The 23,875-nt window shown below is 68.4% G+C and carries 20 protein-coding genes; 13 read left to right on the top strand and 7 right to left on the bottom strand.

The features are described from left to right. Nucleotides 1-70: 70 nt before the first annotated feature. The 10 genes from AMYNI_RS0101220 to AMYNI_RS0101175 all read left to right on the top strand — a co-directional run bounded on the left by AMYNI_RS0101220 (nt 71) and on the right by AMYNI_RS0101175 (nt 12,811). Nucleotides 71-1,171, top strand: coding sequence for a serine/threonine-protein kinase (locus AMYNI_RS0101220; RefSeq protein ID WP_020666135.1), 1,101 nt, complete (start codon nt 71-73; stop codon nt 1,169-1,171). 50 nt (nt 1,172-1,221) lie between these two features. Beyond that, complete coding sequence (locus tag AMYNI_RS0101215) at nt 1,222-2,766, top strand: hypothetical protein (protein ID WP_020666134.1); 1,545 nt, start codon at nt 1,222-1,224, stop codon at nt 2,764-2,766. A gap of 15 nt (nt 2,767-2,781) precedes the next feature. After that, nucleotides 2,782-3,276: a hypothetical protein gene (locus AMYNI_RS0101210; RefSeq protein WP_169515688.1), complete on the top strand. Its 495-nt coding sequence runs from the start codon at nt 2,782-2,784 to the stop codon at nt 3,274-3,276. Next, nucleotides 3,257-5,788 carry an Hsp70 family protein gene (locus AMYNI_RS0101205; protein ID WP_020666132.1) on the top strand — a complete coding sequence of 844 codons (2,532 nt, stop codon included), beginning with the start codon at nt 3,257-3,259 and terminating at the stop codon, nt 5,786-5,788. The genes AMYNI_RS0101210 and AMYNI_RS0101205 overlap by 20 nt, the downstream gene beginning before the upstream one ends. Continuing rightward, nucleotides 5,785-6,702, top strand: a complete 918-nt coding sequence (locus AMYNI_RS0101200; protein WP_020666131.1) for an OmpA family protein — start codon at nt 5,785-5,787, stop codon at nt 6,700-6,702. Before AMYNI_RS0101205 ends, AMYNI_RS0101200 begins: the two co-directional genes overlap by 4 nt. Nucleotides 6,703-6,921: 219 nt before the next feature. Then, nucleotides 6,922-8,109 carry a sensor histidine kinase gene (locus AMYNI_RS43245; RefSeq protein WP_020666130.1) on the top strand — a complete coding sequence of 396 codons (1,188 nt, stop codon included), beginning with the start codon at nt 6,922-6,924 and terminating at the stop codon, nt 8,107-8,109. Next, nucleotides 8,102-9,214 carry a hypothetical protein gene (locus AMYNI_RS49935; protein WP_020666129.1) on the top strand — a complete coding sequence of 371 codons (1,113 nt, stop codon included), beginning with the start codon at nt 8,102-8,104 and terminating at the stop codon, nt 9,212-9,214. The genes AMYNI_RS43245 and AMYNI_RS49935 overlap by 8 nt, the downstream gene beginning before the upstream one ends. Then, entirely contained in the window at nt 9,211-9,849 is a 639-nt protein-coding gene (locus AMYNI_RS49930; protein ID WP_020666128.1) for a response regulator, read from the top strand. The genes AMYNI_RS49935 and AMYNI_RS49930 overlap by 4 nt, the downstream gene beginning before the upstream one ends. Nucleotides 9,850-10,071: 222 nt before the next feature. After that, the gene (locus AMYNI_RS0101180; RefSeq protein ID WP_026359927.1) at nt 10,072-11,991 is read left to right on the top strand and encodes a serine/threonine-protein kinase; all 1,920 of its coding nucleotides are present in this window, start codon (nt 10,072-10,074) and stop codon (nt 11,989-11,991) included. A gap of 13 nt (nt 11,992-12,004) precedes the next feature. Beyond that, the gene (locus AMYNI_RS0101175) at nt 12,005-12,811 is read left to right on the top strand and encodes an FHA domain-containing protein (RefSeq protein WP_026359926.1); all 807 of its coding nucleotides are present in this window, start codon (nt 12,005-12,007) and stop codon (nt 12,809-12,811) included. A 54-nt stretch (nt 12,812-12,865) separates the two neighbouring features. Here AMYNI_RS0101175 and AMYNI_RS46935 read toward each other — a convergent pair whose 3' ends face one another. Both AMYNI_RS46935 and AMYNI_RS48755 read right to left on the bottom strand, forming a co-directional pair. After that, a complete protein-coding gene (locus AMYNI_RS46935; protein ID WP_020666126.1) occupies nt 12,866-13,612 on the bottom strand; it encodes a helix-turn-helix domain-containing protein in 747 nt (248 codons plus the stop codon). Then, nucleotides 13,612-13,806 carry a hypothetical protein gene (locus AMYNI_RS48755; protein WP_157357213.1) on the bottom strand — a complete coding sequence of 65 codons (195 nt, stop codon included), beginning with the start codon at nt 13,804-13,806 and terminating at the stop codon, nt 13,612-13,614. Before AMYNI_RS48755 ends, AMYNI_RS46935 begins: the two co-directional genes overlap by 1 nt. Before the next feature lie 465 nt (nt 13,807-14,271). Between AMYNI_RS48755 and AMYNI_RS0101160 the strand changes: the two genes are divergently transcribed. Then, nucleotides 14,272-14,826 (top strand): hypothetical protein, encoded by a 555-nt coding sequence (locus tag AMYNI_RS0101160; RefSeq protein WP_157357212.1) that lies wholly within the window; start codon nt 14,272-14,274, stop codon nt 14,824-14,826. Nucleotides 14,827-15,204: 378 nt separating this feature from the next. Here AMYNI_RS0101160 and AMYNI_RS0101155 read toward each other — a convergent pair whose 3' ends face one another. From AMYNI_RS0101155 to AMYNI_RS0101145, 3 genes are all read right to left on the bottom strand, one after another. Then, nucleotides 15,205-16,077: an endonuclease/exonuclease/phosphatase family protein gene (locus tag AMYNI_RS0101155; RefSeq protein ID WP_020666123.1), complete on the bottom strand. Its 873-nt coding sequence runs from the start codon at nt 16,075-16,077 to the stop codon at nt 15,205-15,207. A gap of 80 nt (nt 16,078-16,157) precedes the next feature. Beyond that, nucleotides 16,158-17,591 (bottom strand): MFS transporter, encoded by a 1,434-nt coding sequence (locus AMYNI_RS0101150; protein WP_020666122.1) that lies wholly within the window; start codon nt 17,589-17,591, stop codon nt 16,158-16,160. Between the two features lie 92 nt (nt 17,592-17,683). Then, complete coding sequence (locus AMYNI_RS0101145; RefSeq protein ID WP_245573846.1) at nt 17,684-18,127, bottom strand: Rrf2 family transcriptional regulator; 444 nt, start codon at nt 18,125-18,127, stop codon at nt 17,684-17,686. A gap of 207 nt (nt 18,128-18,334) precedes the next feature. Between AMYNI_RS0101145 and AMYNI_RS0101140 the strand changes: the two genes are divergently transcribed. Both AMYNI_RS0101140 and AMYNI_RS0101135 read left to right on the top strand, forming a co-directional pair. Next, complete coding sequence (locus AMYNI_RS0101140) at nt 18,335-19,555, top strand: DmpA family aminopeptidase (RefSeq protein WP_245573845.1); 1,221 nt, start codon at nt 18,335-18,337, stop codon at nt 19,553-19,555. A gap of 91 nt (nt 19,556-19,646) precedes the next feature. Further along, the gene (locus AMYNI_RS0101135) at nt 19,647-20,114 is read left to right on the top strand and encodes a nitroreductase family deazaflavin-dependent oxidoreductase (RefSeq protein WP_026359923.1); all 468 of its coding nucleotides are present in this window, start codon (nt 19,647-19,649) and stop codon (nt 20,112-20,114) included. 24 nt (nt 20,115-20,138) lie between these two features. Here the strand turns inward: AMYNI_RS0101135 and AMYNI_RS0101130 are convergent, their stop codons facing one another. Both AMYNI_RS0101130 and AMYNI_RS0101125 read right to left on the bottom strand, forming a co-directional pair. Then, nucleotides 20,139-21,071 carry a class I SAM-dependent methyltransferase gene (locus tag AMYNI_RS0101130; protein WP_020666118.1) on the bottom strand — a complete coding sequence of 311 codons (933 nt, stop codon included), beginning with the start codon at nt 21,069-21,071 and terminating at the stop codon, nt 20,139-20,141. Continuing rightward, on the bottom strand, nt 21,068-23,704 hold the full coding sequence (locus AMYNI_RS0101125) for an HAD family hydrolase (protein WP_020666117.1): 2,637 nt from the start codon (nt 23,702-23,704) through the stop codon (nt 21,068-21,070). The genes AMYNI_RS0101130 and AMYNI_RS0101125 overlap by 4 nt, the downstream gene beginning before the upstream one ends. Between the last annotated feature and the right edge of the window lie 171 nt (nt 23,705-23,875).

Here is a 23,875-nt window from a genome sequence, read left to right as displayed (position 1 = left end):
CGAGGCCGATGGCAATGATCAGAGCCAGGGCGAAAACGACCAGTGCTGACCCGTTCCGCACCGAGGCGGCATGAGGCTGCTCGAGGACGGCCAGCGGATAGGAGACACCTATGAGGTTGAACGGTTCCTGGGAGAGGGCGCGTTCGCCGAGGTCTACCGCGTGCACCACCACATTCTCGGCCGTCAGGCGATAAAGGTCTTCAAACGCGCTGGCACTGCCGAGGAAACCAAGGCGATGCTCGGTGAGGCCATCCTGCTCACGCAGATCGGCCACCCGAACATCGTCCGGGTGTTCGATGCGAACACCGTGTCAACCGCACACGGCACCAGGGGCTACTTCACCATGGAGTACGTCGCCGGGGGAAACCTGCAGAGCTTTTGGGCCTCGCACCGGAACAGGTTCGTGCCGATCGACGACTCGGTGCGGATTCTGCACCAGATCTCCGAGGGCCTCGGGGTCGCGCACTCGGCGCGCCCGGCCGTCATCCACCGCGACCTCACACCACAGAACGTCCTGGTCGGCTATGACCATGACGGTCTGCGCGCCAGGATCAGCGACTTCGGGCTGGCCAAACGGGTCAACCCGATGACCATGCTGGCCAGCACCAAGGGCACGCTGGCGTTCAAAGCACCGGAGTCGCTGCTCAACAAGCGGGGAGACTCGCGAGCCGGTGACGTGTGGGCGATCGGGGCCATCGCCTACTTGTTGCTCACCGACACCCTGCCCTACGAGGACCGCGGGCCCATGTCGTACTTCGGTACCCAGCGCAGGGTCCCGCCGCGTCCGCCGCACGAGTTCAACGCCGATGTCGACGATGAACTCGACCGGATGGTGCTGCGCGCTCTCGACCCGGACCCGGCCACCCGCACACGGGACGCGGGCGCGCTCGCCGGCGAGTTGGCGGACTGGCTAGCCGGTTGGGACAGGCAACGGGCCAAGCAGGCCGTCAACCCAACGCTTCAGACTTCCAAGAGCGTGCTGGGTGCCCCTTCGCCGGCCAACGAAACCGAGGCGGACCGGTTGGCTGAGCAAGCGAAGTCCTTGGCGCGCCAAGCCACGAGTTTGCCGGAGGCGGCCGATCTCATGGAGGAGGCATTCAACAAGTCTCCAGAGCTGCGTACCGAGTACGAGCAACGACTGCGGCTGTGGCGGAAGGGAGTGCTGGCCTGATGGTGACATCAGCGGCCGAGGACAGGCACCCGGCGGGGAGACTGGGCCGGATGCGACCGACGGATACCGAACTGGACGACGTGCTGCGCGAGCTCACCGGCGCCGGCATGTATCGCAACAACGTGTTCCGGATGACCGGCCTGCCGACCAGCGCGTCGCCGCAGCAGATCCGCCGTCGCCGCGAGGAAGCCGCGCTGGCCGCTCAACTGGGGATGCCACCGGCCGCGGCATCCGGTGAGCTGCCGCTCGCCCCGGCTCCGGACAGGGATGCGGTGAACGCCGCGTTCGAGTCGTTGCGCAACCCGGTGCTGCGGCTGGTGCACGAACTGCTGTGGCTGCGGGGCACCGAGGACGACCACGACTACGCGGTGCGCCGGCACTGCGGCGTGCTCGAAGGGCCGTCGTTCAGTGCGCCCGGCCGGCCGGAGGTGGACGAAGATCCGCTGGGATACGAGTGGCTGGTGGCACTGCAGGCGTGGGCCGACGTGCTGTCGTCGGAGGAAACCTGGGACTGGGCAAGAAGACGGGTGAAGGAGATCGGCGACCCGCGGTTGACGACCGGCACGGTCCGGCGGCTGCGCGACCGCCTGCCGGCGCACATCGCCGGGGTCAGTATCGCGCTCGCGGTGAAAGCGGCCGAGGAGATCGGCGTCGAGGCTGCGGACCGGCATCTGTGGCTGCTCGACGAGTCGCCGTTCGATGAGGACATGGTCGACCTGGTCCTGCGGGACGCGGTACGGCCGGCGGAAGCACGGGTGCACACCGCCTGCGAAACGGCCGACCGGGTTTCGCTGACCTCTCCTCAGGACGCGATCACCGCCGGTCACGCGCTGCTGACACAGGTCCGGTCGCCGTTACGGGTGATCGCCGGACTGCTAGGTGCCGATGATCCGGTCACCGCCGCGGCGCACGATCTGTCCGCGAGGTCGCTCAACCTGTGCGCGGTGTCGCACGACAATCTGACCTCGGCCGGTGGCCCGGCGCTGACCTTGCTGCCCAAGGCGCGGAGCATGGCAAGGGAGCGCACCACGATCGAGCTGATCGACAAGAACCTGGCAGTGATCAATGACCAGCTCGTGACCGGCAAGGTCGAGGACCTTCGCGTCAAGAGCAGGGTCGACAAGGCGGCCGACCGGCTCCGCGCGTTGCGCAGGCACACCACCGATGAGCGGCTTCGCGACGGGATCGACAAGGTGCTCGCCGACCCGATGGCGCTTCGGGCGCCGTTGACCGGCTCGCTGCCGTTCCGGGGTTCGTGGTTCGGCTGGGGCATGTACCTGATGGGCAAGCGGTGGACGGGCGACGGCGGAAAGTTCGTCACCACCCATTTCATCACCGTGTTCTTCGTGCCGGTGATCCCAGTCGCCGCCCATTTGCGGGACGACCTGTACTTCTACGGCAAGGTGCCGATGAGCAGGCTGACCCGGTGGTGGCGGCTGGTGGCGTTGTTGCTGTTGGCGTTCTTTGTCATCGGGCCGTTCGGAGATCCGGCCAGGCTGCTGACGTTCCTGGCGATGATCCTCGCGACGGCGGGTGTGCTGGCCTGGCGCAGGCAGCGGCTGGACAAGTGGGCCGCCGCCGTGGCGGGAGGCTGAGAAGGGATGGCCTGGTTGACTGACTTTCGCCGGCGGGCCCGGCAGCTGAGGTTTCCGCGGGAGTTCCGCATATCGGAGCCGGCGTCGCCGGGACCGGCTCAGGATGAGCCTGAGCCGGAGCCGGTGATCGACCGGTTGCCGGCCGCTCCGTCCGATATGGACGATGCGACGGTGGCGGACATCGTCACCAACCTGTGGCGCGTGCGGAAGAGGTTCACCGGAGACGACGAAGTTCCGAAGGCACAACGACTGGCGGCCAGGAATCTCACGTCCATGTCCGACCGGCTGGCCGAGGCGGGCGTGCGCGTGCAGGACCATGACGACCTCGTGTGGGATCCCGGTATGTCGTTGAAGGCACTGGCCTACGAGCCGCGGTCGAACCTGGACAGGGAAACAGTTGTGGACACCGTGCGACCGTCGATCTATCGCGGCGGGCAATGCATCCAGCTCGGCCACGTAATCGTGGGCGTGCCCGAGAAAGGACAGGACGATGGTTCGCGAGACGACTGACTTCGGTATCGACCTCGGCACTACCAACAGTGCCATCGCAATGGCCACGGCCGATGACGCGACGGTGATCCGCAACAACCTGCAAGCCGAGTACACGCCTTCCGCGGTCTACATCAGCCGCTCGCAGAAGATTCTCGTTGGCGCGCCGGCCAAGGATCGGGTCGAGGAGGACCCGGACAACGCCTGCGCGGAATTCAAGCTCCAGATGGGTGTGGTGGGCGAGCACAAGCTGTTCGAGGTGGCCGGACGGAGCATGACCCCGGAGGAGCTGTCCGCCGAAGTGCTCAAGTCGCTGCGTGGTGACGTGCAGCAGGCTTCCGGGGAAAGCATTCATGCCGCGGTGATCACCGTGCCGGCGGCCTTCGAGCTCGACCAGTGCGACGCCACCCGCAAGGCGGCCGTGCTGGCCGGCCTCGACTTCGCGCCGCTGATCCAGGAGCCGAGCGCGGCGGCGTGGGCCTACAGCACGCGACTCGGGCACGACCGCGGCTTCTGGCTGGTGTACGACTTCGGTGGCGGCACCTTCGACGCCGCCGTCGTGAAGGTGGCCGACGGCGAGTTCAGCACGGTCAACCATGCGGGGGACAACTTCCTCGGCGGCAAGCTGATCGACTGGGCGTTGGTGGAGGACGTTCTCGTTCCCGCCGCGCGGAAGGAGTTCAACCTGCCCGAACTGGCCCGCGGTCACCGGAGGTCGGCCGGCAACCTGGCGAAACTCAAGGCGGCGGCGGAGAGCGCCAAGATCCAGCTGTCGCGAGTGGACAGTGTAGATATCCAGCTCACGCTCAACGACTGCGCCGATGGCAAGCCGGAGTTCGACTTCGAGTACGAGCTGACCAGGGCGGACGTCGAGAGGGCCGCGCTGCCGCTCTACCGCCGGTCGATCTCGCTGTGCCACAAGGCTCTCGCGGATTCCGGTCTCGGCCCCGCCGACATCGAGCGCGTGCTGCTGGTCGGCGGCACCACGATCGCGCCGGCCCTGCGCGAGCTGCTCGCAGACCCGGCGGAAGGCCTTGGCATCGCGCTGGACCACAGTCTCGACCCGGTTACCGTGGTCGCTCGTGGCGCGGCGATCTTCGCCGGCACCCAGCGCATGCCGCACCGCGTCGAGCGGACCGAGCAGGCGCTGAGCCAGGGCCGGGTCGTACTGGACCTGCAGTACAAGACGGCGGGCTCGGATGTCGAGCCACTGGTCGGCGGCCTGCCACCGCGCACCGCGCAGCCGCAGGACTGGACCGGCGCGACGATCGAGTTCGTGAATCCGGACGGAAAACCCGCGTGGCGCAGCGGCCGGATCCCACTGACCGCGGAGGGGACCTTCGCCGCCCGGCTGCACGCCGACGAGCGGACGACGAACAACTACACCATCGAACTGCGCGACGCCAAGGGAACCCTGCTGCCCACCGAACCGGATCTCATCCCTTACCGGCATACGCCGATCATCGGCACGGCGCCGACGCTCAGTCACTCGATCGGCGTCGGCCTGGACAACAACGAGGTGGAATGGCTGGTGCGCAAGGGAACTGAGCTACCGGCCAAGAAGCGGCTGATCCTCCGGTCGACGGTGCACGTGCGGCGCAACGAGCGGACCGGCATGATCAGGGTGCCCATCGTCGAGGGCGAGCGGCCCAAGGCCGACCGGAACATGCTGATCGGTCGGCTGGACATCGCACCCGCCGAGGTCGGCCGGGACGTGCCGGCCGGCAGTGAGGTCGAGGTGCACCTGCGGATCGACACCAGCTTCGCGCCGCGCGCCGACGCCTACGTGCCGCTGCTCGACGAGGAGTTCCCCATCCAGGTGGAACTCGGCCGCACCGGACCGGCCGATGGCGCGGATCTCGGTGCGGCCGTTGACGATCTGGCCGACCGGTTCGCCGAACTTGCCGATCGTACCGACCAGGTGCGCTCCGGTGCGGTCGAGGCGGTAGAGCTGATCGACCGGTTCCGCGCGGACGAGGTGCTGGCCGGCATCCGGCAGTTGGCTGACGCCGCCGAGGTCGATCCGGACGCCGCGTCGACCTGCGAGCGTCAGCTGCGGGATGCGCAGACGACTCTCGACGAGGTCGAGGCGGCACTGCTGTTCCCCGAACTGGTCGACGAGGCGTACACGGTCCTGGACGGGGTGCGCGGGCTGGTCAACGAGTCGGGCAGCGCCGCACGCAGGAACGATTTGCGCAATGCCGAGCGGACGATGGAATCCGCCATCACCGCGGGAGACCGGACGGTGCTGCAACGCCAGATCGGGGTGCTGCGGGACATCTTTCGCGAGGTTCTACAGGAGACCGGCCAGCTGGATACGGTGATCTTCATGGCGCGCGAGCGGGGGCTGACCGGCAATCCCGATCCGCGCGTGCAGCGGTTGCTCCGGGAGGGCAGGACGGCACTGGACCGCGGTGACGGCGCCCAGCTGAACTCGATCAACAATCAGCTGGAGAAGATCGCGCCCGATGACGTCGAGATCGCCGACATCTCGGGCCCGTTCGGCAGCACTGTCACCGTCGGTGACCGATGAGCGCCGGCACGATCGCGCCGCTCGCCCGCGCCACCCAGCTGGCCAGGAACGGCCAGTACCGTGCGGCCGGGGACGTGCTGCGCGAACTGGGTGGCAGGGACAGCGACGATCCGGCGGTGCTGGACCTCCAGGCCAGGATCCACGCCCAGCGCGGTGAACTGTTCGATGCCGACGAGTGCTGGGTGCTGGCGCAGCGGCTGGACGGCGACCTGCCCGGGGCGCGCGAGGGCCGGCGGCGGATCGCCGCACTGCAGGCCAGAGGCGTGCGGCCGCGCACTGGCCGGGTGGTGCTGGTCGTCGCGCTGGCGGCGGGGGTGGTGACCGGGGCCGGTGTCGTCGGCGCCTTGCTGACCAGGCAGCAGCCCGGACCCGATCCGGCCGTCCTCGCCGGGCTGAACGGCGTCCAGGGCAGTCAGCGTGAACAAGCCCGGCAGCTTGACGCGATCAACGACCGGCTCGATCAGACCGCGCAGCGGCGGCAGGGCGTACTTGACGAACTCACCGCGGCCCTCGCCGGCAATCGCGCGGCGAGCGCGCACGTCGAATCGGGGACGCTGGTCGTCTCGTTCCCCGTCGGCGTGTTCACGACCGGCGTCCAATTGTCGAACGATGGGCGTGCGGCCTTGGCCGGGCTCGCCCAACGGCTGCGCGGACTTAGCACCAAGGTGTCGGTCGCCGTTGTCGGCCACACCTCGGACTCGCCGGTGTCCGGCACCGGCGAGTTCACCGACAATGTGGACCTCGGCCAAGCCCGCGCCAAGACTGCCGCGGAGTGGATGTCCCAGGCAAGTGCACTGCCACTATCCATGTTCGCGCTGTCCAGCGCAGGCGCGGCCGACCCACCATTCCCCAACACGGCCGCGGACGGCCGGGCGCAGAACCGGACGGTGACTGTCGTTCTGCGACCGGAATAACTCGGCCAGGTGCGGCGACCCGACGTTTCCACAGAGATTGAGCAGTATCGACTTGACCGTATCGGGGCGACCGGTGGAAACCAGATCCGAGACACGTTTCTTGATGGTCTCGAACGCGCCGTGATGTCGTCGACCAGCCTGTTCCGGTGCTTCTGTATGCGCACCGATAAGGTTCAGTTCTGCCCCAGCGGTGAATACACGGGTGCTGAAGGGAACGCCATGGCGAGCGCGTCCGAAACCGGGCACCGGTCCGCCGGTCTCTGGCGAGGCCGCTTCCGGGGCGAGTCGGTCACGGGCGCCGTCGAACGAGAAGTTCACCTGCTGGGCCGGCGGGCCGCGGCCATCTCGCGAACAGCCGTGATCGCGAGTGCCGGCGTGATCACGCTCATTGCCGCCTGGCCCGGTAACGCAGCGCTCGTCGGGGCCGTGGTGGCGATCAATCTCTGGAACGCCGGGTACGTGATCGCACTGCGGCGCGGGGCCGGCTCGTGGCTGATTCTCGCGGACACCGGTATGGTCGCCGCCTTGTGCCTGACCCAAGCGTGGACGGCGCTGTCGAAGGACTCCCTGTACGCCGGGACCGGCTGGGTGCTGATGGTCGTGTCGATCGTGATCGTCGCCTGCCAGTGGCACACCGGGCCGCGAGTGGGAATGGCGATCACCGGGCTGCTCACCCTGGCTTACATTCTCGGCCTCGTACGAGCCGATCCCACCTCTTGGGTCGGTGCCGTGACCAACGTGTGGTTGGTCGCCGAAGGCGCGTTGTCCCGCGGGCTGTGGAGCCTGGTGCGTCGGGGCAGCCGTACCGCCGACCAGATCATCGGCGAGCGGGAGCGGGCGCGCCGGGACGCCGCGGTCGCCGCTGCCCGGCGCGCCGATGAACGCGAGTACCTCAGTGCCCTGCACGACACCGCGGCGGCCACGCTGCTCATGGTCGGCACCGGGGTCGTTGACGGAAGCCAGCCCTGGCTAGCCGAGCAGGCTACCCGGGATGCCGCGATCCTGCGCGAGGAGCGCGACGGTGCCGCCGAAGTGGACCTGGTCCCGTTGCTCGCGGCGGCGGCTGCGCGCAGCCGGCTTGAGGTGGCCTCGTCCCTGCCGCCCGAACTCGTGCTCCCGCGGGCACCCGGGCTGGCCCTGTGCGGCGCCGTGACCGAGGCGTTGACCAATGTCTTCCGCCATTCCGGTTGTCCGGCCGCGTCCATGGCCGTTGGCTCGGTGGCCGGGTGCGTGCACATCGAGGTGGTGGACGAAGGCCGCGGTTTCACCCCGGACGCGGTGCCGCCCGACCGTCGCGGCGTCTCGCTGTCCATCATCGAGCGGATGCATCGAGCCGGCGGCACGGCCACCGTGACCAGCAGGCCCGGCCACGGCACCCGGGTGCGGGTGGAGTGGTCCGGTGGATAGCGGCTGGCAGGAACTGACCGCGGCCCGTTTCCTTCGCGCGCTGCGGCTGGCCACCCTGGGCATCACGCTGGCCGTGCTGTTCTTCCTGATCCTGCCGTGGTTTCCCGCCCGCGCCGGGATCTACCGGTCGTTCGCGGTGGAGCTCGCGGCATTTTCGGTGTTGATCGCGATCACCCTCGTCGTCGGCGTTTTCCTGTGGCGGAGATGGCCGCTGGGCCGGTGGCGCTGGATCCTCACCGGACTGGTGTTGGCCGCGGCGGTGGCCGCACTGGTCGGCGCGCCGCCCGCGCGGCTGAGCGGGGACGCGGGCTGGTCGATCCGCGCCGTCGGATGGGTACTGCTCCTGCTGCTGCTCGATTACTCGGTACAGGCGGTGGGACTGTTCCTGGCCGTCCATGTCGTGCTGAGCTTCGGCTACGTCATCGGTACCGGTCACGGAGGGCGGCTCGTCCTTGCCGAACTGTTGTTGGCCAGCATCCTTCCGGTGGCCTTCCAGCTCGCGGTGGCCATGGGCGCCCTGTGGCTGCGGCGAGTATCGGTGACCGCGGCGCGCACGGCGCAGGAGCAGGAAGAGGTGCGGACCGGCCATGCCGTGGCCGAGCAACTGCATCGGGACCGCGGCGAACGGTACGCCCAACTCGCGACGAGCGTCGTGCCGCTGCTCGACGGGCTGGCCTCGGGCCGGCTGGATCCCGGCGACGAAGGGGTGCGTACCGAATGCGCGATCGAGGCGGCCAGAATGCGCCGCCTTTTCGCGGAAAGCGACGACGTATCCGATCCGCTCCTGCACGAGCTGAACTCCTGCCTCGGCACGGCCGAGCGCAAGGGGCTGGCGGTCGCACTGGCGGTACGCGGCCAGCGCCCGCAACTGGCGAAGGCGGTGCGCCGGGAATTGACCGAACCGGTGATCGCGGTACTCGCCGCCGCCCGGTCGGGGGTGCGGGTGACCGTCGTCGGGTCCCCGGAAAAGGTGATAGTGAGCGTGATCGCCAACGCGCCAGCGGATGCCGTCCCCGGACGCGGCAACGCCGGCGTTACCGTGTCCGGCCTGGAGCGGGCCGGGCGAGTGTGGGTGGAGGCCAGGTGGGAAAGGAACAATCCGTGACGGCGGTGCTGGTCGACGACCACCCGGTCGTGCTCGCCGGGGTGCGTGCGTGGTGCGCCGAAGCAGAGCCGCCCGTCCACGTGGTCGATGCGGGGCCCGGCGTGGCCGTGGCCTGGCGGCAGCCCGGACGCTCGGCGCGCGTGGTGATCTTCGACCTCCTGCTGGGATCGGCCACCCCCGCCTACGCGGACCTGAAACGTCTGGTCGACGACGGCCGCAAGGTGATCGTGTACACCATGCGCGACGACCGGGATACCGCGCTGAACTGCCTCGAAATCGGTGCCGCCGTCTACCTGGCCAAAGCCGAGGGAGAAGATCATCTGGTCGCCGCGATCCATGCCGCCGCCCAGGATCGGCCCTACACCCCACCGGCCATGGCTGGCGCGCTCGGCACCGACACCAACAGTAGCCGCCCGCGGTTGTCTCCCCGCGAGGAAGATGTACTGATCAACTGGTTCACCTGTGAATCCAAGGATATGGTTGCGGAGAAGCTCGGATTATCGGTCAGCACGGTCAACGGATATCTGGATCGGGTGCGGATCAAATACGCCAATGCCGGCAGACCCGCACCGACGAAGGCGGCACTGGTGGCACGGGCGATTCAGGACGGAATCGTCCGGGTCGACGACCTGTAACGCCAGTAGCGGACAGTGGGGGCCGAACAGCCCTCACACCACCTGGTCCACTGGTCTAGGGTTTGACGAAAGGTGCTCGCCCGGTCCGCTGGAGTGCGGGCCGCCAACGGAATCAACGGGGAAGGAAAATGACCGCACCGCGCGCAGCAGAGTTCATCGCAGGCCGCCGGGCTCCACATGGCGCAGGTCGCTGAACTGGTCCGTGCGATGAAACCTCCGGAAATGCGCCAATCGCAATACGCGGCACAGTTCAGCCGGGCTCGAGAGGGTGCGGCAGCCGAGACCAATCAGCTGATCGCGGATCGCTACCAGCTCCTCGAAGAGATCGGCTCCGGCGGGATGGGAGTGGTCTGGCGCTCCTTTGACCACCGTCTTTCCCGGATGGTCGCCCTCAAACAGGCGAAACTGCCGGATTCGGCGAGTAGCCAGAAACTGTTGCGCGAGGCGAAGCTGGCCGCCGGGCTGCAACATCCGAACGTGGTAACGGTCCACGACGCCTTCGTCGAAGGTGACGGGTTGTGGCTGGTCATGGAATGGGTGCCCGCATTCAGCCTCGCCGAAATGCTGGTGCACGGATCCTTGCCGGTGCCGACCGTCATCGAGATCGGCCGGCAGCTCGCCGACGCGCTGGAAGCGGTACACCGGCAAGGGATCGTGCATCGCGACATCAAACCGGGCAATGTGCTCATCACCGCGCTGGGCGCGGTCAAGCTGACCGACTTCGGGATTTCCCGCTCGGTGCTGACCGATGAGACGATCACCCAGGCCCCGGTGGTCGGCGGTGTGCCGGGCTACATCGCGCCCGAGGTGGCCGACGGGGTGGAGCCAACCAGGGCCGCGGATGTCTTCGCGCTCGGTGCGACGCTCTACGCGGCGGTGGAGGGTAAGCCGCCGTTTGCCGGTGCGAATCCGTATGCGGTGCTCCGTAAGACCGTGGCCGGTGCGGTGACCCCGCCTCAATGCGCGGGCGAGTTGGAGCCGGTGCTGGCCACGCTGATGCGGATGGATCCGCAGGAGCGGCCGAAGGCTTCCGAGGTGCGGCCACTGCTGACGGCGTGCCGCAACGGCACTTCGACCGACGACCTCCCGGCGCGTCCGGCACCCACCGGGGCCCGGCGGTCCGGCCGGACCCCGCGGTGGAACTCATTCCGCTGGACCACTCGGCGCCGGGTGCAGGCGGGTGCGGCCGTGACCGTGGTGGTTCTGATCGCGGTGGTCGTCTCCGTGGTCAACTTCGACGGTGTGGACGGCGTTTCCACTTCGCCACCCGCCGCGAGCGCATTGTCCGCGCGGGTGGGCGTAGGTGGTGATGTCCGTGCGGTCGATCCGTGCCCACTGCTCGACCTTGCCCGGCTCAAGGAGTACGGGGAGGCGACGCTGGATTCGGACTACGGCGGCTTCAGCCGGTGCGACGTGGTGGTGGAACGGCCCGGTGGGAAGGAGATCGACGTCAAGGTGGAGCTGTTCGATCCGCCTGGATCCGGGTTTCCCCCGGAGGGCGACGTGGTGCGGGTCGGGCCGTTCGAGGTGTCGCGGGATTCGTACAAGGGTGGTGAGTGCGGCAGGCTCATCCACCTGCATGACGGCTACCGGGTGGATGTCGTGGCGCGCTGGGAATCCGACCCGGACCAGTCCGATCTCTGCGCGATCGCCGATACCGCGACCCAGGTTGCGGTCGGGGTGTTGTCCGCGTCCGGGATGCCGCGGCGGACCACGCGAGCCAACTCCGCGTCACTGGCCAGACTCGACGCCTGCACCCTGCTCGATGCCGGGGCGCTGGCCACGGTCGCCAAGCTGGACACGCCACAGGTCGACCCCGCATTCGCCAACTGGGACTGCGAATGGGAGGACTCGGCTTCGAGTACGACCGTCCGCGTGCGGTTCGACCACGCGTCGCCCCCGGATGGCCGGGACGGAAAGCAGGTCAGGATCGGCGATCGCGAAGCGTATGTCGGCGTCAACGAATACGAGTCGGACAGTTGCCAGGTCAAGATGGTGCACCGCTTCTACACCGACCCGCGCGGTTCCCGCTCGGCCGAGACGGTACTGGTGCTGATGTCCGGACCGTTGCCATCGGACCAGTACTGCGCACCGGTCACCACCTTGGCCGACGCGGTCGTCAAGAAAATTCCGAAAGCCTGACGGGAGCCAGAGCATGTCACTTGCCTACGGGGTACCGCCTTCCGTGCCCGGCACGATCTTCGCGCAGGCCCTCACCGGGCGTATCACCGTTAAGCCGAGTGACGGCCGTACCCTGCTTTTCGGTCGGCAAAGCGATGAGGTGCATATCTGTGTTGGCGCGGACGACCGCACGGTCAGCCGGCGCCAGGGCATGCTGGTCTTCCGGGAACAGCGCTGGTGGGTGCGCAACACCGGGAAAGTGTCGATGAGATTGCCGAAAGACCGGCTGTTGTGCGCAACGGACGAACCAGTTCCCCTCCCCGAGGGATACACCGCGCTGTTCGTGCCAGGGGCCCGCGACCGCCAGCACCTGCTGGAGGTCTACGTCGCCGGGGAATGCGGACAGCTCCCAGCGGCCCAGCCGGATGACATCACCTCCCCGCGCAGGGTATGGACGTTGACCCCCGAGGAACGGCTCGTACTGGTCGCACTGGCACAACGTTACTTGCTCCAGCAGCCGCAGCCGCAGCCCATGGCACGGAAACAGGTCTCCCGGCAACTCACCGAACTGCATGAGGCCACCCAACGGAAACTTGGGGCGCTGTCGCCGAAAGGCAAACCCTGGAGCGAGAAGCAGGTCGAGCACGTCGTCGTCCGAGTGCGTACCCGGTTGGCTCGCGCCGGAGTGACCGGCCTGACCCGGGACGAAGTAGGTGAACCGGTGGGCAATTCCCTCAACCACAATCTGATCATCGAACTGCTGTCGACGACCTCCCTGGTGCCGACCGACCTCTCCCTGTTGGAAATCCTCGAACCCCGCAGCCTGTCTTGCTTCGACTGACTGGCAGGGCCGTCTTGTGGCGGAGGCGGATCTCTAGCCGGGCGTTCCGTCGCGCTACAGCCGGCGAGCGCCGTTGCGGGGCCGGTGCACGACGATGCGGCGGTAGCCGGTGGTGATGCGGCCGCGGCCGCGGAGGCGCCCGAGCGCCTTGTCGATCGAGGCGGGGGAGGCCGCGACCGCGGAGGCGAGTTCCTGTTGGGTCAGCCGGAAGTCGAGCACCCGGTCGTCGCTGTCGGCGACCGGGGTGCCGAACCTGTCCGCGAGGTGGGCCAGCAGCCGCGCGACCCGGTCGGCGACCGGCAGGGCGAACCAGGAGCGCTGGATGACCTCCTGCTGGCAGGTGCACATGGTGGCCTGCAGCAACGCGACGACGTTCTCGTCGGGGCGGAGTTCGCCGTGCATCGGCTCGAACGCGGTCGGCGGCAGTCGCAGCACCGTGCCGGAGGTCTTGAACCGCACCTGGAGTACCGAGCCGAGGCGGGTGGACCCGATCACCAGCCGGTCGGCGCCGACCACGTCGCCGGCGCCGATGACGGTGTCCAGGCCGGGCAGGTTCGGTTCGGCGTGGATGTGCTCGGCCACCGCGACCCCGTGCAGGATGACCAGGGCGTGGCGCTCGTCGGCCAGCGGGTACACCTGATCCTGCGCGACCGGCAGGATGGTGCTGCGGTTGATGATCCACTGCTGGCCGAGCGGGCTCATCAACTTCATGAAACTTCCCGGCAGCCACCCCATCTTGTCGGCGAGCACGTTGAGCGCGAGCGCGGAGCGGACCACCGGCGAGTTGCCCTGGGTGCTCATCACGCGCTCACGAGGCTGGCCAGCGCGTACACCACGGCCGGGATGGCCACGATCAAACCGGTGAGCGCGACCAGGACCCTGGCGATCTTCGCCGGATCGGCCGACTTGAGCGACCGGACGGTGTAACCGGCGAGCAGGCAGCACGCGAGAATGGACACTCCCGCGACAAGAACAAGAAGTTCCGTCGAATTCACGGTGGTTTCCTTTTAGGCTGTGGGTGTTTTCCGTGGTGGGCCTTCATACGTCGGCACGGCTTTCGCCCGCGCGCGTCCTGGTAGGGGACGCGACCGTGCGGGCGGGACCGAGCAGAGCCGATACTAGGACTACAAGGCATACTTGACCAGGGAACCTGTCCCGGAAGAAGGCCGGCGTCCTGCCAGCACAGCACTACCGATTAGGCCGAACGTGTGAGTTAGCTGGTCTCTTTTACGGTCGGATTCCCTAAAATTAGGTAGCGATACCGGCTCAATGGCCACAAACTCTAGACAGCGGTTTTCCTGGTGGCTCGTGGTGGGCCTTGACCAAAACTGCAGGCGGGAACCGGTTCCGGGGGTGGTAGCCCGGACCGGGCCCGCCGTCCCCGGGGAAATCCCTACTTTGACGATCGGCCTGTCGCCACCCACACTGTCGGCCGGCGGGGTTTCTGGGACGATCTGCGGGTGCGGAGGATCAGGACTTCAGGTCGGGTGCGTGCTGCCCGGATAGCCGCGGGATGCGTTCTCGCCGTAGTGCTGGCCGGCTGTTCTTCGACGGCGGCGAACCAGAAGACCAGGGCGTGGTTCGAAGATCTGTGCTCGACGATGAACGACACTCGCGCGACGCTGGATTCGGACCAGATGCCGGCCAGCGATCTCACCAGCCCGGCCGCCCGGCAGGCGATGGTGGACTTCTACACCAGGACCATCACGACCTACGACCGGGCGGTCGCCGAGCTGTCCGCGCTGGAGGCCCCGGTGCGCCATGAGGCCGACCAGGTACGTGCCGCTGTTCTCGACCAGTACCGGGCGGTCCGGCTCGCCTACATCACCATCGCGGACGTGACCCGGGACCACGGTGACGACGTGGATGTCCTCCTGCATGCGGCGCGCCAGTTCGCCGACGCCGTCCAGCGGGCCGTCGATGCCAGGGCCGCCGCGATCGAGCAGATCGACAGCGAAAGCAACATCGACACCGTGCGATGGAACGCGATGCCGTGCCGCGACATTTCTTTCTGATTCTCCGCAAGGTCTCTGGTGTTCACAACATCAAAAAACTATCCTCGGGTCCCCACTTCGATTCCGGCACAGCGGAATAAGGCAGGTTGTGGGTCAATAGAGGGGAATTCGATCATGCTGAAGTCGAAAACATCAAGATTCGGGGCCACGCTGGGCTTCGTGATCGCATTCGGTGCCGTGCTGCTCGCCGGACCGCCGAGCGCGGCCGGCCAGCCCGCCGAGGTGCAGGTGGGGATTGATTGTACGTGGCCTGATTGTATGTGGTCTATTCCTCCGGGCCTTGTTGCGCGCTGACCTCGTACCGGATCAGGGACCATCGCACGACGACAGGTTCGGCGCCGTGGCGCCGAACCTGTTCAGCACCGGTGGGGCGCTGGGTCAGGAGACGGTGAAGCTGGTGACGACGGCGAGGTGGTCGGAGGGCCAGCCGCTGCCGCCGCCGACGGTGCGCGTGCTGGTCGGGGTGATCGAGCCGCCCCGGTAGAAGACGTAGTCGATCCGGTCCTGGGGTTCGGGCCTGCCGTTGTTGTCCTTCACCACCGGCGACCAGGTGTTGCCGGGGTTGGCGGCCGGGTCGGGGAGCAGCCGGCGGTAGGAGTCGGTGAAGCCCTTGTCGGTGAACGCCGTGGTGGTGGGCCAGGAAACGGTGTAGCCGCAGTGCGTAGCGGCCGTGGCGGCGGTCCAGTCCTGGTGCGAGGGGCTGTTGAGGTCGCCGGCGAGGATGGCGGCGCTGGAGCCGGTCCAGGCCGCGATCTGCTCGGCCTGCCGGCGCCGGTTGGTCTCGTCGGCCAGGATCGTGGCGACGCTGTCCTTGTCGAAACACGCGTTGTACGGCCCGTATTTGGTGTAGTCGAGGTGGATCGAGTACACCCACACGCCGGCGATCTTCGCCGCGATCGCCCTCGCGCCGGTGTCGTTCCACGACTCCCAGTCGGTTTCCTCGATGGGCAGGGCGCTGATCACGTCGACGTCCCAGCCGGGCTCGGTGTGCTGCCAGCCGAGCGCGCCGGCGATGGCCTCGGTGGCGCCCCCGCCGGTCTCCGACAGGGCGACCACGTTGGCGCCCGAGGCGCGGATTTCCCTCACCACCGCGTCGATCCCGCCGTGCGAGCCCTGCTGCCAGATGTTGAAGCTCAGCACCGTGAGGTTGGTGGCCGACGCCGATGCCGCGGACGCCGTTCCGCTGAGGACTGTCGTCGCGAGGAGGACGGTGGCCAGTGCGCACAGGATTCTGCGAACCGCGGGCTTCATGGCACTCCTTCGAATATGGAAAATTCTTCACATCTTCTTACTCGCGGGGGTGCGCCGGTGTCCAGGCTGTTCAGGCAGAGTTAAGCGTCTTGTCCGGCTGTGTCGCGAGAAGGTGCCGCGGGGCGCATGCGGAACGCGATGATCAGGGTCGGGATGACGAGCACGGCCATGGCCAGGAAGGCGTCGGAGAAGGCGGTGCCTTCGTGCCCGGCGTACAGGGGGTTGACGGCGCCGTCGTCGCTTTGCCGCCGTGCGGTCAGCAGGACACCGAGCAGGGCCGGGCCGGTGCCGGCGCCGAGGAACTGGGCTCCCTGGAGGATGCCGAGGCCGACACCGACCTGATCGGCGGGCAGTGCGCCGGCCGCGGCGCTGATGATCGGGGTGATCACGAAGATGAAGCCGACGCTGAGCCCGAGAATCCCGGCGCCGGCGGGAATCACCGACGTGGTTCCGGTGAAAGTCGAGAGGAACAGGGCGAACAGTCCCATCGTCGCGAGGCCGGCCAGCACCAGGGGTCGGGTGCCGACGCGGTCGGCGAGACGGCCGATCAACGGCGAGAGGACGGCGACGGCGGCCCCGGCCGGGATCATCACCAGCGCACCCGCCCCCGGGCCGAGACCGTTGACGTCGACCACCAGCAGCGGGACGAGCACCAGGCCGCCGAGGTTGACGATCATGGCCAGGAACGCGGTGGCGACAGCGGCCCGGTAGACCCGGTTGGTGAACAGCGCGGGCGGGACGAACGGCTGCGCGACCTGGACGGTGCGCCATCCGAACAGCGCCAGTGCCACCACCGCCACCACGAGACTGGCCCAGGACGTGGCCGCGGTGAACCCGGCGACCTGTGCCTGGGTGATGCCGAACAGGACCAGCCCGGCGCCGAGGCCGAGGAGAATGCCGCCGGGAAGGTCGAACCGTCCCGCGCCCGCCGGGGGTTCGCCAGGCAGCACGCGCAGCGCCGCGGGCAGCAGTACCAGCGCGACCACCAGCATCAGCCAGAACAGCGCTGGCCAGCCGAGGAACTGGCCGATCCCGCCGCCGAGTGCGGGCCCGACGGCGGTGCCGATGCCCGCGGCCGCGGAGACGACACCGATTCCCGTGCCGCGTTTGCCCAGCGGCATCAACCTGGTGACGGCGATGATCGAGAGCACCGGCAGCGCGGCCGCGCCAACCCCCATCACGATCCGGCCGAGCACGAGCACCAGTAGATCCGGGGCGAGCGCGCAGACCAGGCTGCCGGCGGCGTAGACCAGCAGCGCGAAACCGAACAGCCGCCGCAGGCTCACCCGGTCGGAAAGGCGGCCGTAGAAGGGGATGCCGACCGCGAACACCAGCAGGAAGCCGGTGACGACCCAGGCGAGCTCTGCCTCGGAGGCCCCGAACTCCGCTCCGATCGACGGGAGCATGAGGTTGACCATGTCGCTGGCGATGACGGTGACGAGCACCGCCGGCATCAGCACCGCCAGCAGGGCCAGGTCCGAGCCGGTTCGTTCGGCGGTCGAGCTGCGTGTCATTCGGGGGTCTCCGTTCCCGACTTTACTGCAACTACTTTAGTTACAGTTAGGGTAAAAAGAGCGGCGGAGGGCCCGCCTCCGCCGGTGTCCGGTCAGCTGGTCTGTGCTGCGAATGCTCGTTCGGCGGCGAGGATCTGCCGCAGCAGGTGTGCGATGGTCGTCCGGCCGAGCCGTTCCTGCATGGCCTGTTCCGCGTCCCGGAACTCCGCGTCGAGCACGTTCTGCATATGGCGCCCGACTTCGCACGCGTCGCTGGGTGGATGGGCGTGCCGCGACAGGACCGGTCCCGCTTCGACGGCGGTGTACGCGTCGTAGAGCGTGATCTCACGTGGGGCGCGGGCGAGCGACCAGCCGCCGCCACGTCCCTCGGTGGAGCACACCAGTCCGGCGTCCCGCAGGCTGCCGAGGATGCGCCGCACGAGCACCGGGTTGCTCGCCAGGCTGTCCGCGATCTCCGCGGAGGTCAGCGAATGGTCCCAGCGCGCCAGCATGGTGAGCGCGTGCATCGCGACCGCGCTCCTGCTGCTGAGACCCACCTTGCCCCCTTCGTGATCACCGTTGCGCCAGCCGAACTGCAACTAGGCTAGTTCCAGTTCTGTCTGGCGTCAATCCGGGACACGACAAGCCGAACGACCGTAGCTGGGGCGTTCTCCGCTCACTACCGTGGTTCGTGCCCGGATATCTCCCTGGTGGGTTCGGAGGTGCTCGTGAACCAGTCAGCTTCCGAAGGCACGTTCGGAACGGTGGGCCGGCGGAAGGTGCTCAAGGCCGCCACCGCGGTCACCGCAGGTGCGGCGGCGGCGGTTCCGTTCGGCGCCGCCGAAGCGAGCGAGGTACCGCCGGAGGTGCGGGAGGGGATTCCGCGCGGTAGGCGTTACCGGCTGCGGGAGCTCGGCATCGTGCTCGGCGAGCTGCCGCCCGGCAGGCACAACGCGATCACCGACGTGCCAGGGGTCAAGGTCGGCTACCAGACCTTGATCTTCGACCGGCCCGGCCCGCCGCCGAACATGGCCAGGACCGGTGTCACGATCATCGTGCCCCGAGACGAACCCCTGTGGCGCAACTACTGCTACGCGGGGGTCCACTCGCACAACGGCAACGGCGAGCTGACCGGCGCGCACTGGATCACCGAGTCCGGCTGGCTGACCTCGAACATCGGGATCACCAACACCCACCAGGTCGGCATCGTCCGGGACACCCTGGTCAAGCTGGAGGCCGAGCAGAACGAGGACCTGCTGTGGCGGCTGCCGGTGGTGGCCGAGACCTGGGACGGCCCGCTGAACCAACTGAACGGGTTCTGGATCACCGAAGAGCACGTCCGGCGAGCGGTGGCCGACGCCAAGGGCGGCCTGCCCGCGGAGGGCAACGTCGGCGGTGGCACCGGGATGTCCTTCTTCGGCTACAAGGGCGGCAGCGGTACGTCCTCGCGCGTGGTTCCCTACCGCGGCACCGGATACACCGTCGGGGTCTTCGTGCAGTCGAACTTCGGCCGGCCACGTGATCTCCGGGTCAACGGCGCGCCGGTCGGGGCGGAACTGCCTCCGCCGCCGCCACTGGGTCCTGGCGCGGACAAGTCCCAGGGTTCGTGCATCATCATCGTCGCGACGGACGCGCCCATGCTGCCCGGCCAATGCCGCAGGCTCGCCGAACGCGCGGGTATCGGCCTCGGCCTGGTCGGTGGCGTCGCGTCCAACGGTGACGGGGACATCTACCTCGCCTTCTCCACCGGCAACGACGTCCGCGCCGGCGAAACCGCGCCGCTGCGCGATGCCAAGGCCGTCGACAACGACGAGATCGACCCGTTCTTCCACGCCGTGGTGGAGGCCACCCAGGAAGCGCTGCTCAACTCCGCCACCAAGGCCGAGCGCATGACCGGCAACTGGGGCACCCGTGAAGCGCTGCCCCTGGACAAGCTCGTCGAGATCCTCAAGTGGCATCGGCTCTACCCCAACGGCCGGGAGTAGCCGCCAGCACCGGTCAGGAATCGAGAAGCACCGGTCAGCAAGCCGTAGCTAGCGTGACTGCCAGCGACGGACAAACTGACCGGAGGTAGTGATGACAGGGAACGCGGAGACGGCCAGGAGCGGTTCGCCCGGGGCGGTGTCAGCGGTGTCGCTGTGGTTCCAGCGGCGGATGAACGTCCGCACGAACACCCGCATCCGGCGCAAAGGCGGCCGGCTCATGGGCATGGACCTGCTGATCCTGCACACGGTGGGCCGCCGCAGCGGGCTGCCGCGGGAGTCGCCGGTGACATGGTTCGCCGACGATGAGGACGCCAGGCTGATCGTCGCGTCGGGCGGTGGGCGCCGGCACCCGGACTGGTACGCCAACCTGATGGCGCACCCCGGCGGGGCGTCGATCGAACTGCCCGGTCAGGGCACCGTGCCGGTGACGCCCCAGCGGCTCGACGGCGCGGACCGCGAACAGGCATGGCAGCGCATCACCGCCGCGCAGCCGCGCTACGCGAAGTACCAGCGCAAGTCCGACCGGGAGTACCCGGTGATCCGGCTCGTCCCGCGGTGAAGTTCGGTCGGTGGCTGAATTCGGCTATGAAACCGGCCCGGTTTTGAGACGCTCGAGTTCGGCTCGGTAGTGGGCGACCTGGTCGGCGAGGGCGTCGAGGTGACTGTCGCGCGCGGCGGCCTCGTACTGTAGTTGGAGGACGCGGGTGTAGAGCGCGATACGGTTGTTTTCCATGGCTGCGAGCAGGTGTGAGTTCTGGTAAAGCTCGAGTTTTCGCAGAAGCTGTTCGTCGGCGGGGTTCTGGGGCCGGAAGAGTACTCCCGCGCCGAAAATCGCTGGTATGAGCAGGAGCCGCCAGGAGGGGTTGGTTGCGTCGTCCAGGGCGTCTTCGACGGCGGTGAGGACGCCGTTGCGTTCGCCGCCGGCGTGGCGTGCGGAGGTGAAGGAGCCGAGCCCGGTGAATCCGGCCGGGGTGAGTTCGTCGTGCCAGACGGTGGGTCCGTCGGTGCTGGCCGGGTGCCGGTGCGGTGGCGGGAGCGGTGAGGGCTGGTAGTAGAGGTCACGCCGGGAACAGGGCCAGAGCAGGTCGTGCAGCACGACGAGGGTGTTCGGTGCGTGTCGCAGGATCCAGTCGAGCTCGTGCTTGACGGTTGCGTAGTTGTGGTCGCCGTCCAGGATGTACAGCTCGGCCGCGGGCAGTGCGGTCAGGGCGGCGGGTGACGGCGTTTCGACCAGATGCAGTCCCTCGCGCTCGGCGATGGCAGTGCGGAGGTCGGGGGACGGTGACGGCTCGACACAGTGCACGGTCGTGGCGCCAAGTTCGAGGTAGAGCGCGCTGACTTCCCCCGATTCCACGCCGACTTCTACGACGGTCCCGATCTCGCGGTGTTCAAAGAGGAGTTCGAAGATCTCACGGAACACCGACAGCGAGTGCAGCAGCAGCGGGGACTGCCGGGCGTGCCGCGCTTGGGCGTGCGGATCGTGCCGGCTGCCGGGTCCGGTGCACTCGGCAGTCATCGGACACGCGCAATCCGCCGGAGCAGGGCCCGCGCCGCGAAGCGCAGCAGCCCTGCAATTCCGCGGGACCGGTGAACGTGCTCAGCTATGGCTCCCAGTCGGGTGATGGGACCGGCGGGGGTAAAACGGTACCCGAGCCCGGATCTCGATCGCGGCAGCATCGCGAACCCCGCGGTGATCCGCACCGAGGTGGCCGGTGCCCCGTGCTCGGCGGACAACGGGAGCCAGACGGCGGCGAGTGGGGAGTGGAACTCGATGAGGTTGGCACCCAGCCAGGCGCAGTCCACAAAGGTCAGTCCGGCGAAATCGGCGGGTGTCTGCCACCGCAACACCTCGTGTCGTCCGCCGGTGACGGTTGCGGCTTCGATCCAGTCCACCCTGACCAGCGCGGGCCGGCCGGGAACGGCCAGCGAGACGTGCGTGGCACCGGAGGTCTGGAGGTCCATGCGAGCGAAGGAAAGGCCGTTGTGGTTGATCCGGACGCGGCGGCTCGAGCCGTCGTGCCATTCACCGTCCGCGGTGCGGTAGCGCAAGGTAGTGGCCGAGGGTTCCCCGGCTGGTTCGAACGCGGCGGGCTCGATCGCCCCGGCGGAGATCGCGCGGGCCGCCGCCGCGAGATGCGGGTCGGAGGCCGCGAGCAGGCCGGGCCAGAACGAATCGCGCATGCCCAGGTCGCCGAGGTCGGCCGGGGAAAGGTACGGGATCGCCGGTGCGAGATCGTCGGGCAGGATGCGCGTGACCACGGTGGAGCCGAAGTTGTCTTCGTGCCGCCAGTTGCCGAAGAGCGTGGCCTCGTCGGTGGTCGGGGTCTTCAGCGCCGCGGTGAGGATGTTGGCCAGCCGTGGGCGGGCTGCGCCGGTCAGCGTCGGCCAGTCGGTGGCGGTGCGCACCTGCCGGTTCCAGTACCGCTGGAAGGTCAGTACGCCCTCCTGCACCGACCTGCGTTCGCGGTTCTGGGACGTGGTGGCCGTGACGGGAGCCAGGACGGGGGAGCCGTCGTCGGTGAAATCGACGAGGGATCCGCAGAGCGCGTTCACCGACTGCTCCACCACTTCCGGGCTCCGTGCGAGGACACCGACGATCTCCCTGGGGTGTCCGGCCTGGCCGAGGTAGCCCTCGGCCCGCAGCCCGGCGCTGTACAAGCGGGCCGATCGAGCGTCCGTGGCCAGGTAGAACCCCGTCGTGGTGGTCCCAGTCCCGGCGATCCGGAGCACGCGTGCCAGGTGCAGCTGGATGGTGCCGCCCCAGCCGAGATCGACCAGCGGGAGTTCGGAGCCGGCCAGGGCACCGGCGTCCCGAAGCGCTTTGAGCAGCCGCTCGCGGGCTGCGGTGGTGGTGACCCGTAGCCGGTTCAGCAGATGAGGGGTTTCGGTGAGTGCGACACCGAGCTGGGCGGCGACTTGCCGGTTGTCGAGCAGCGTGTCGAGTTCCGCCGCCAGGTGGGGGATCTCGCCGGCGCGCAGGTGCAGTACCTCCAGCAACTGCCGAACCGTCAGCAAGTGGCGCCCTCGGATGAACTCCTGGACCGCCCTCCGGCTCGTGCAGTCGAGCGCGGCCAGTGAGGCCACGTGGCGGGACAACCACACCGGTTTGGCCACGACCGCCAGCCCGCGCGCGTCGGCGGCGTTGTTCACCAGTTCGGAGAGCAATTCACCCTCACGCATCGGACACCAGACGGTGCGCAGACCCGCCGCGTGCGCGCGCAGGGCTACCCATTCGGCGAACCCGGTCAGCACGGGTCCGAGCACGGCGGCACCGAACCGCCAGGCGGTCCCGGTGGCCGAAGACGTCGTCCGGCCGCCGGTCTGGAGGACCTTCGCCCGCATGCTGGTCAGTCCGAAGTCACCATGCTCCTGGTCGAGGCCGGTGACGGTTGGCCCGAGGGCGTTCACGGGTTCTTGTTCACGCTCGAGCATTCGGCTGAAGTCCTCGTCCAGCCGCCGGTAGTGCACCGTGCGGATGCCGAGTTTGCCAGGGATCTCGTGATCGGCGGTCTCGTGATCACCGACGTGCAGAATCCGCTCCGGGCTGTGACCGAGTTCCCGGGCGACGATGTCCCACAGTCCGCTGGACTTGTCTGCTCCGTACTCCTGCGAGCGAAAAATTCGGGCACCGCGCAAAGCGTCGAGTTCGGGACGGTCGAGCAGCTGAGCGAGCTGTTCCCGGCTGAAATAGGTGTCCGACACCAAGGCCAGCGGGATCCCGCCGCGCCGGGCTAGGCGGGCCACCGCCGCGATGTCGAGGTCGACCTCGGTCATCGCGCGTTCGAGGTCGACCTCCGCCCGGATCAGTTCGTCCAGCGTGGTGTCGCGGAACAGGGACAGCGGCATGGCACGCCAGATCTCGGTGAGCGATACCTCGCCGCCAAGGGCATCGCCTTGTGCGCGTGCCGCGCGTTCCGCGTCGATCCTCAGCTGGCGGAAGGTGGCGTCGGTGACCCACGACGGGCACCGGCCGTCATCGCGGAGCCGGGCACCAAGAAGGCCGAACAGGTCGGTCGGCCGCGGCACTCGTCGCCACAGCACGGTGTCGAAGACGTCGAGGCACAGCGTGGCGCAGGCCCGGTCGAGCACCGCCGTGTGAAGCCGGTGCAGTTGCGCATGCCGGTGGCCGGAAACGGCGGATCCCGTCACGATTCGCTCCTCTTGCTGACGATGTGTGGCGGGAAGTCCGCGTTGTGCCCGCATCTGCGTTCTACTGTTCCCGCAGCGCGGCGCCGGAGGCCAGTGTTGACTGCTGGACAATTCCGGGAAACGTCTGCCGTATGCCGGGCTATTCGCGCCGGCCCCGGGCGAAGGCGTCCG

Source organism: Amycolatopsis nigrescens CSC17Ta-90 (assembly GCF_000384315.1).
Classification (GTDB): domain Bacteria; phylum Actinomycetota; class Actinomycetes; order Mycobacteriales; family Pseudonocardiaceae; genus Amycolatopsis; species Amycolatopsis nigrescens.
The sequence above is the reverse complement of the archived record's forward strand: the minus strand, read 5'-3'. Positions and strand labels throughout refer to the sequence as shown.

Coding starts and splice junctions, on each gene's coding strand:
- AMYNI_RS0101155 (WP_020666123.1), bottom strand. CDS start 16,077: ATGAAGCCCGCGGTTCGCAGAATCCTGTGCGCACTGGCCACCGTCCTC.
- AMYNI_RS0101215 (WP_020666134.1), top strand. CDS start 1,222: ATGCGACCGACGGATACCGAACTGGACGACGTGCTGCGCGAGCTCACC.
- AMYNI_RS0101180 (WP_026359927.1), top strand. CDS start 10,072: ATGCGCCAATCGCAATACGCGGCACAGTTCAGCCGGGCTCGAGAGGGT.
- AMYNI_RS0101200 (WP_020666131.1), top strand. CDS start 5,785: ATGAGCGCCGGCACGATCGCGCCGCTCGCCCGCGCCACCCAGCTGGCC.
- AMYNI_RS0101220 (WP_020666135.1), top strand. CDS start 71: ATGAGGCTGCTCGAGGACGGCCAGCGGATAGGAGACACCTATGAGGTT.
- AMYNI_RS0101150 (WP_020666122.1), bottom strand. CDS start 17,591: ATGACACGCAGCTCGACCGCCGAACGAACCGGCTCGGACCTGGCCCTG.
- AMYNI_RS0101205 (WP_020666132.1), top strand. CDS start 3,257: ATGGTTCGCGAGACGACTGACTTCGGTATCGACCTCGGCACTACCAAC.
- AMYNI_RS0101175 (WP_026359926.1), top strand. CDS start 12,005: ATGTCACTTGCCTACGGGGTACCGCCTTCCGTGCCCGGCACGATCTTC.
- AMYNI_RS0101130 (WP_020666118.1), bottom strand. CDS start 21,071: ATGACTGCCGAGTGCACCGGACCCGGCAGCCGGCACGATCCGCACGCC.
- AMYNI_RS0101135 (WP_026359923.1), top strand. CDS start 19,647: ATGACAGGGAACGCGGAGACGGCCAGGAGCGGTTCGCCCGGGGCGGTG.
- AMYNI_RS43245 (WP_020666130.1), top strand. CDS start 6,922: ATGGCGAGCGCGTCCGAAACCGGGCACCGGTCCGCCGGTCTCTGGCGA.
- AMYNI_RS46935 (WP_020666126.1), bottom strand. CDS start 13,612: ATGAGCACCCAGGGCAACTCGCCGGTGGTCCGCTCCGCGCTCGCGCTC.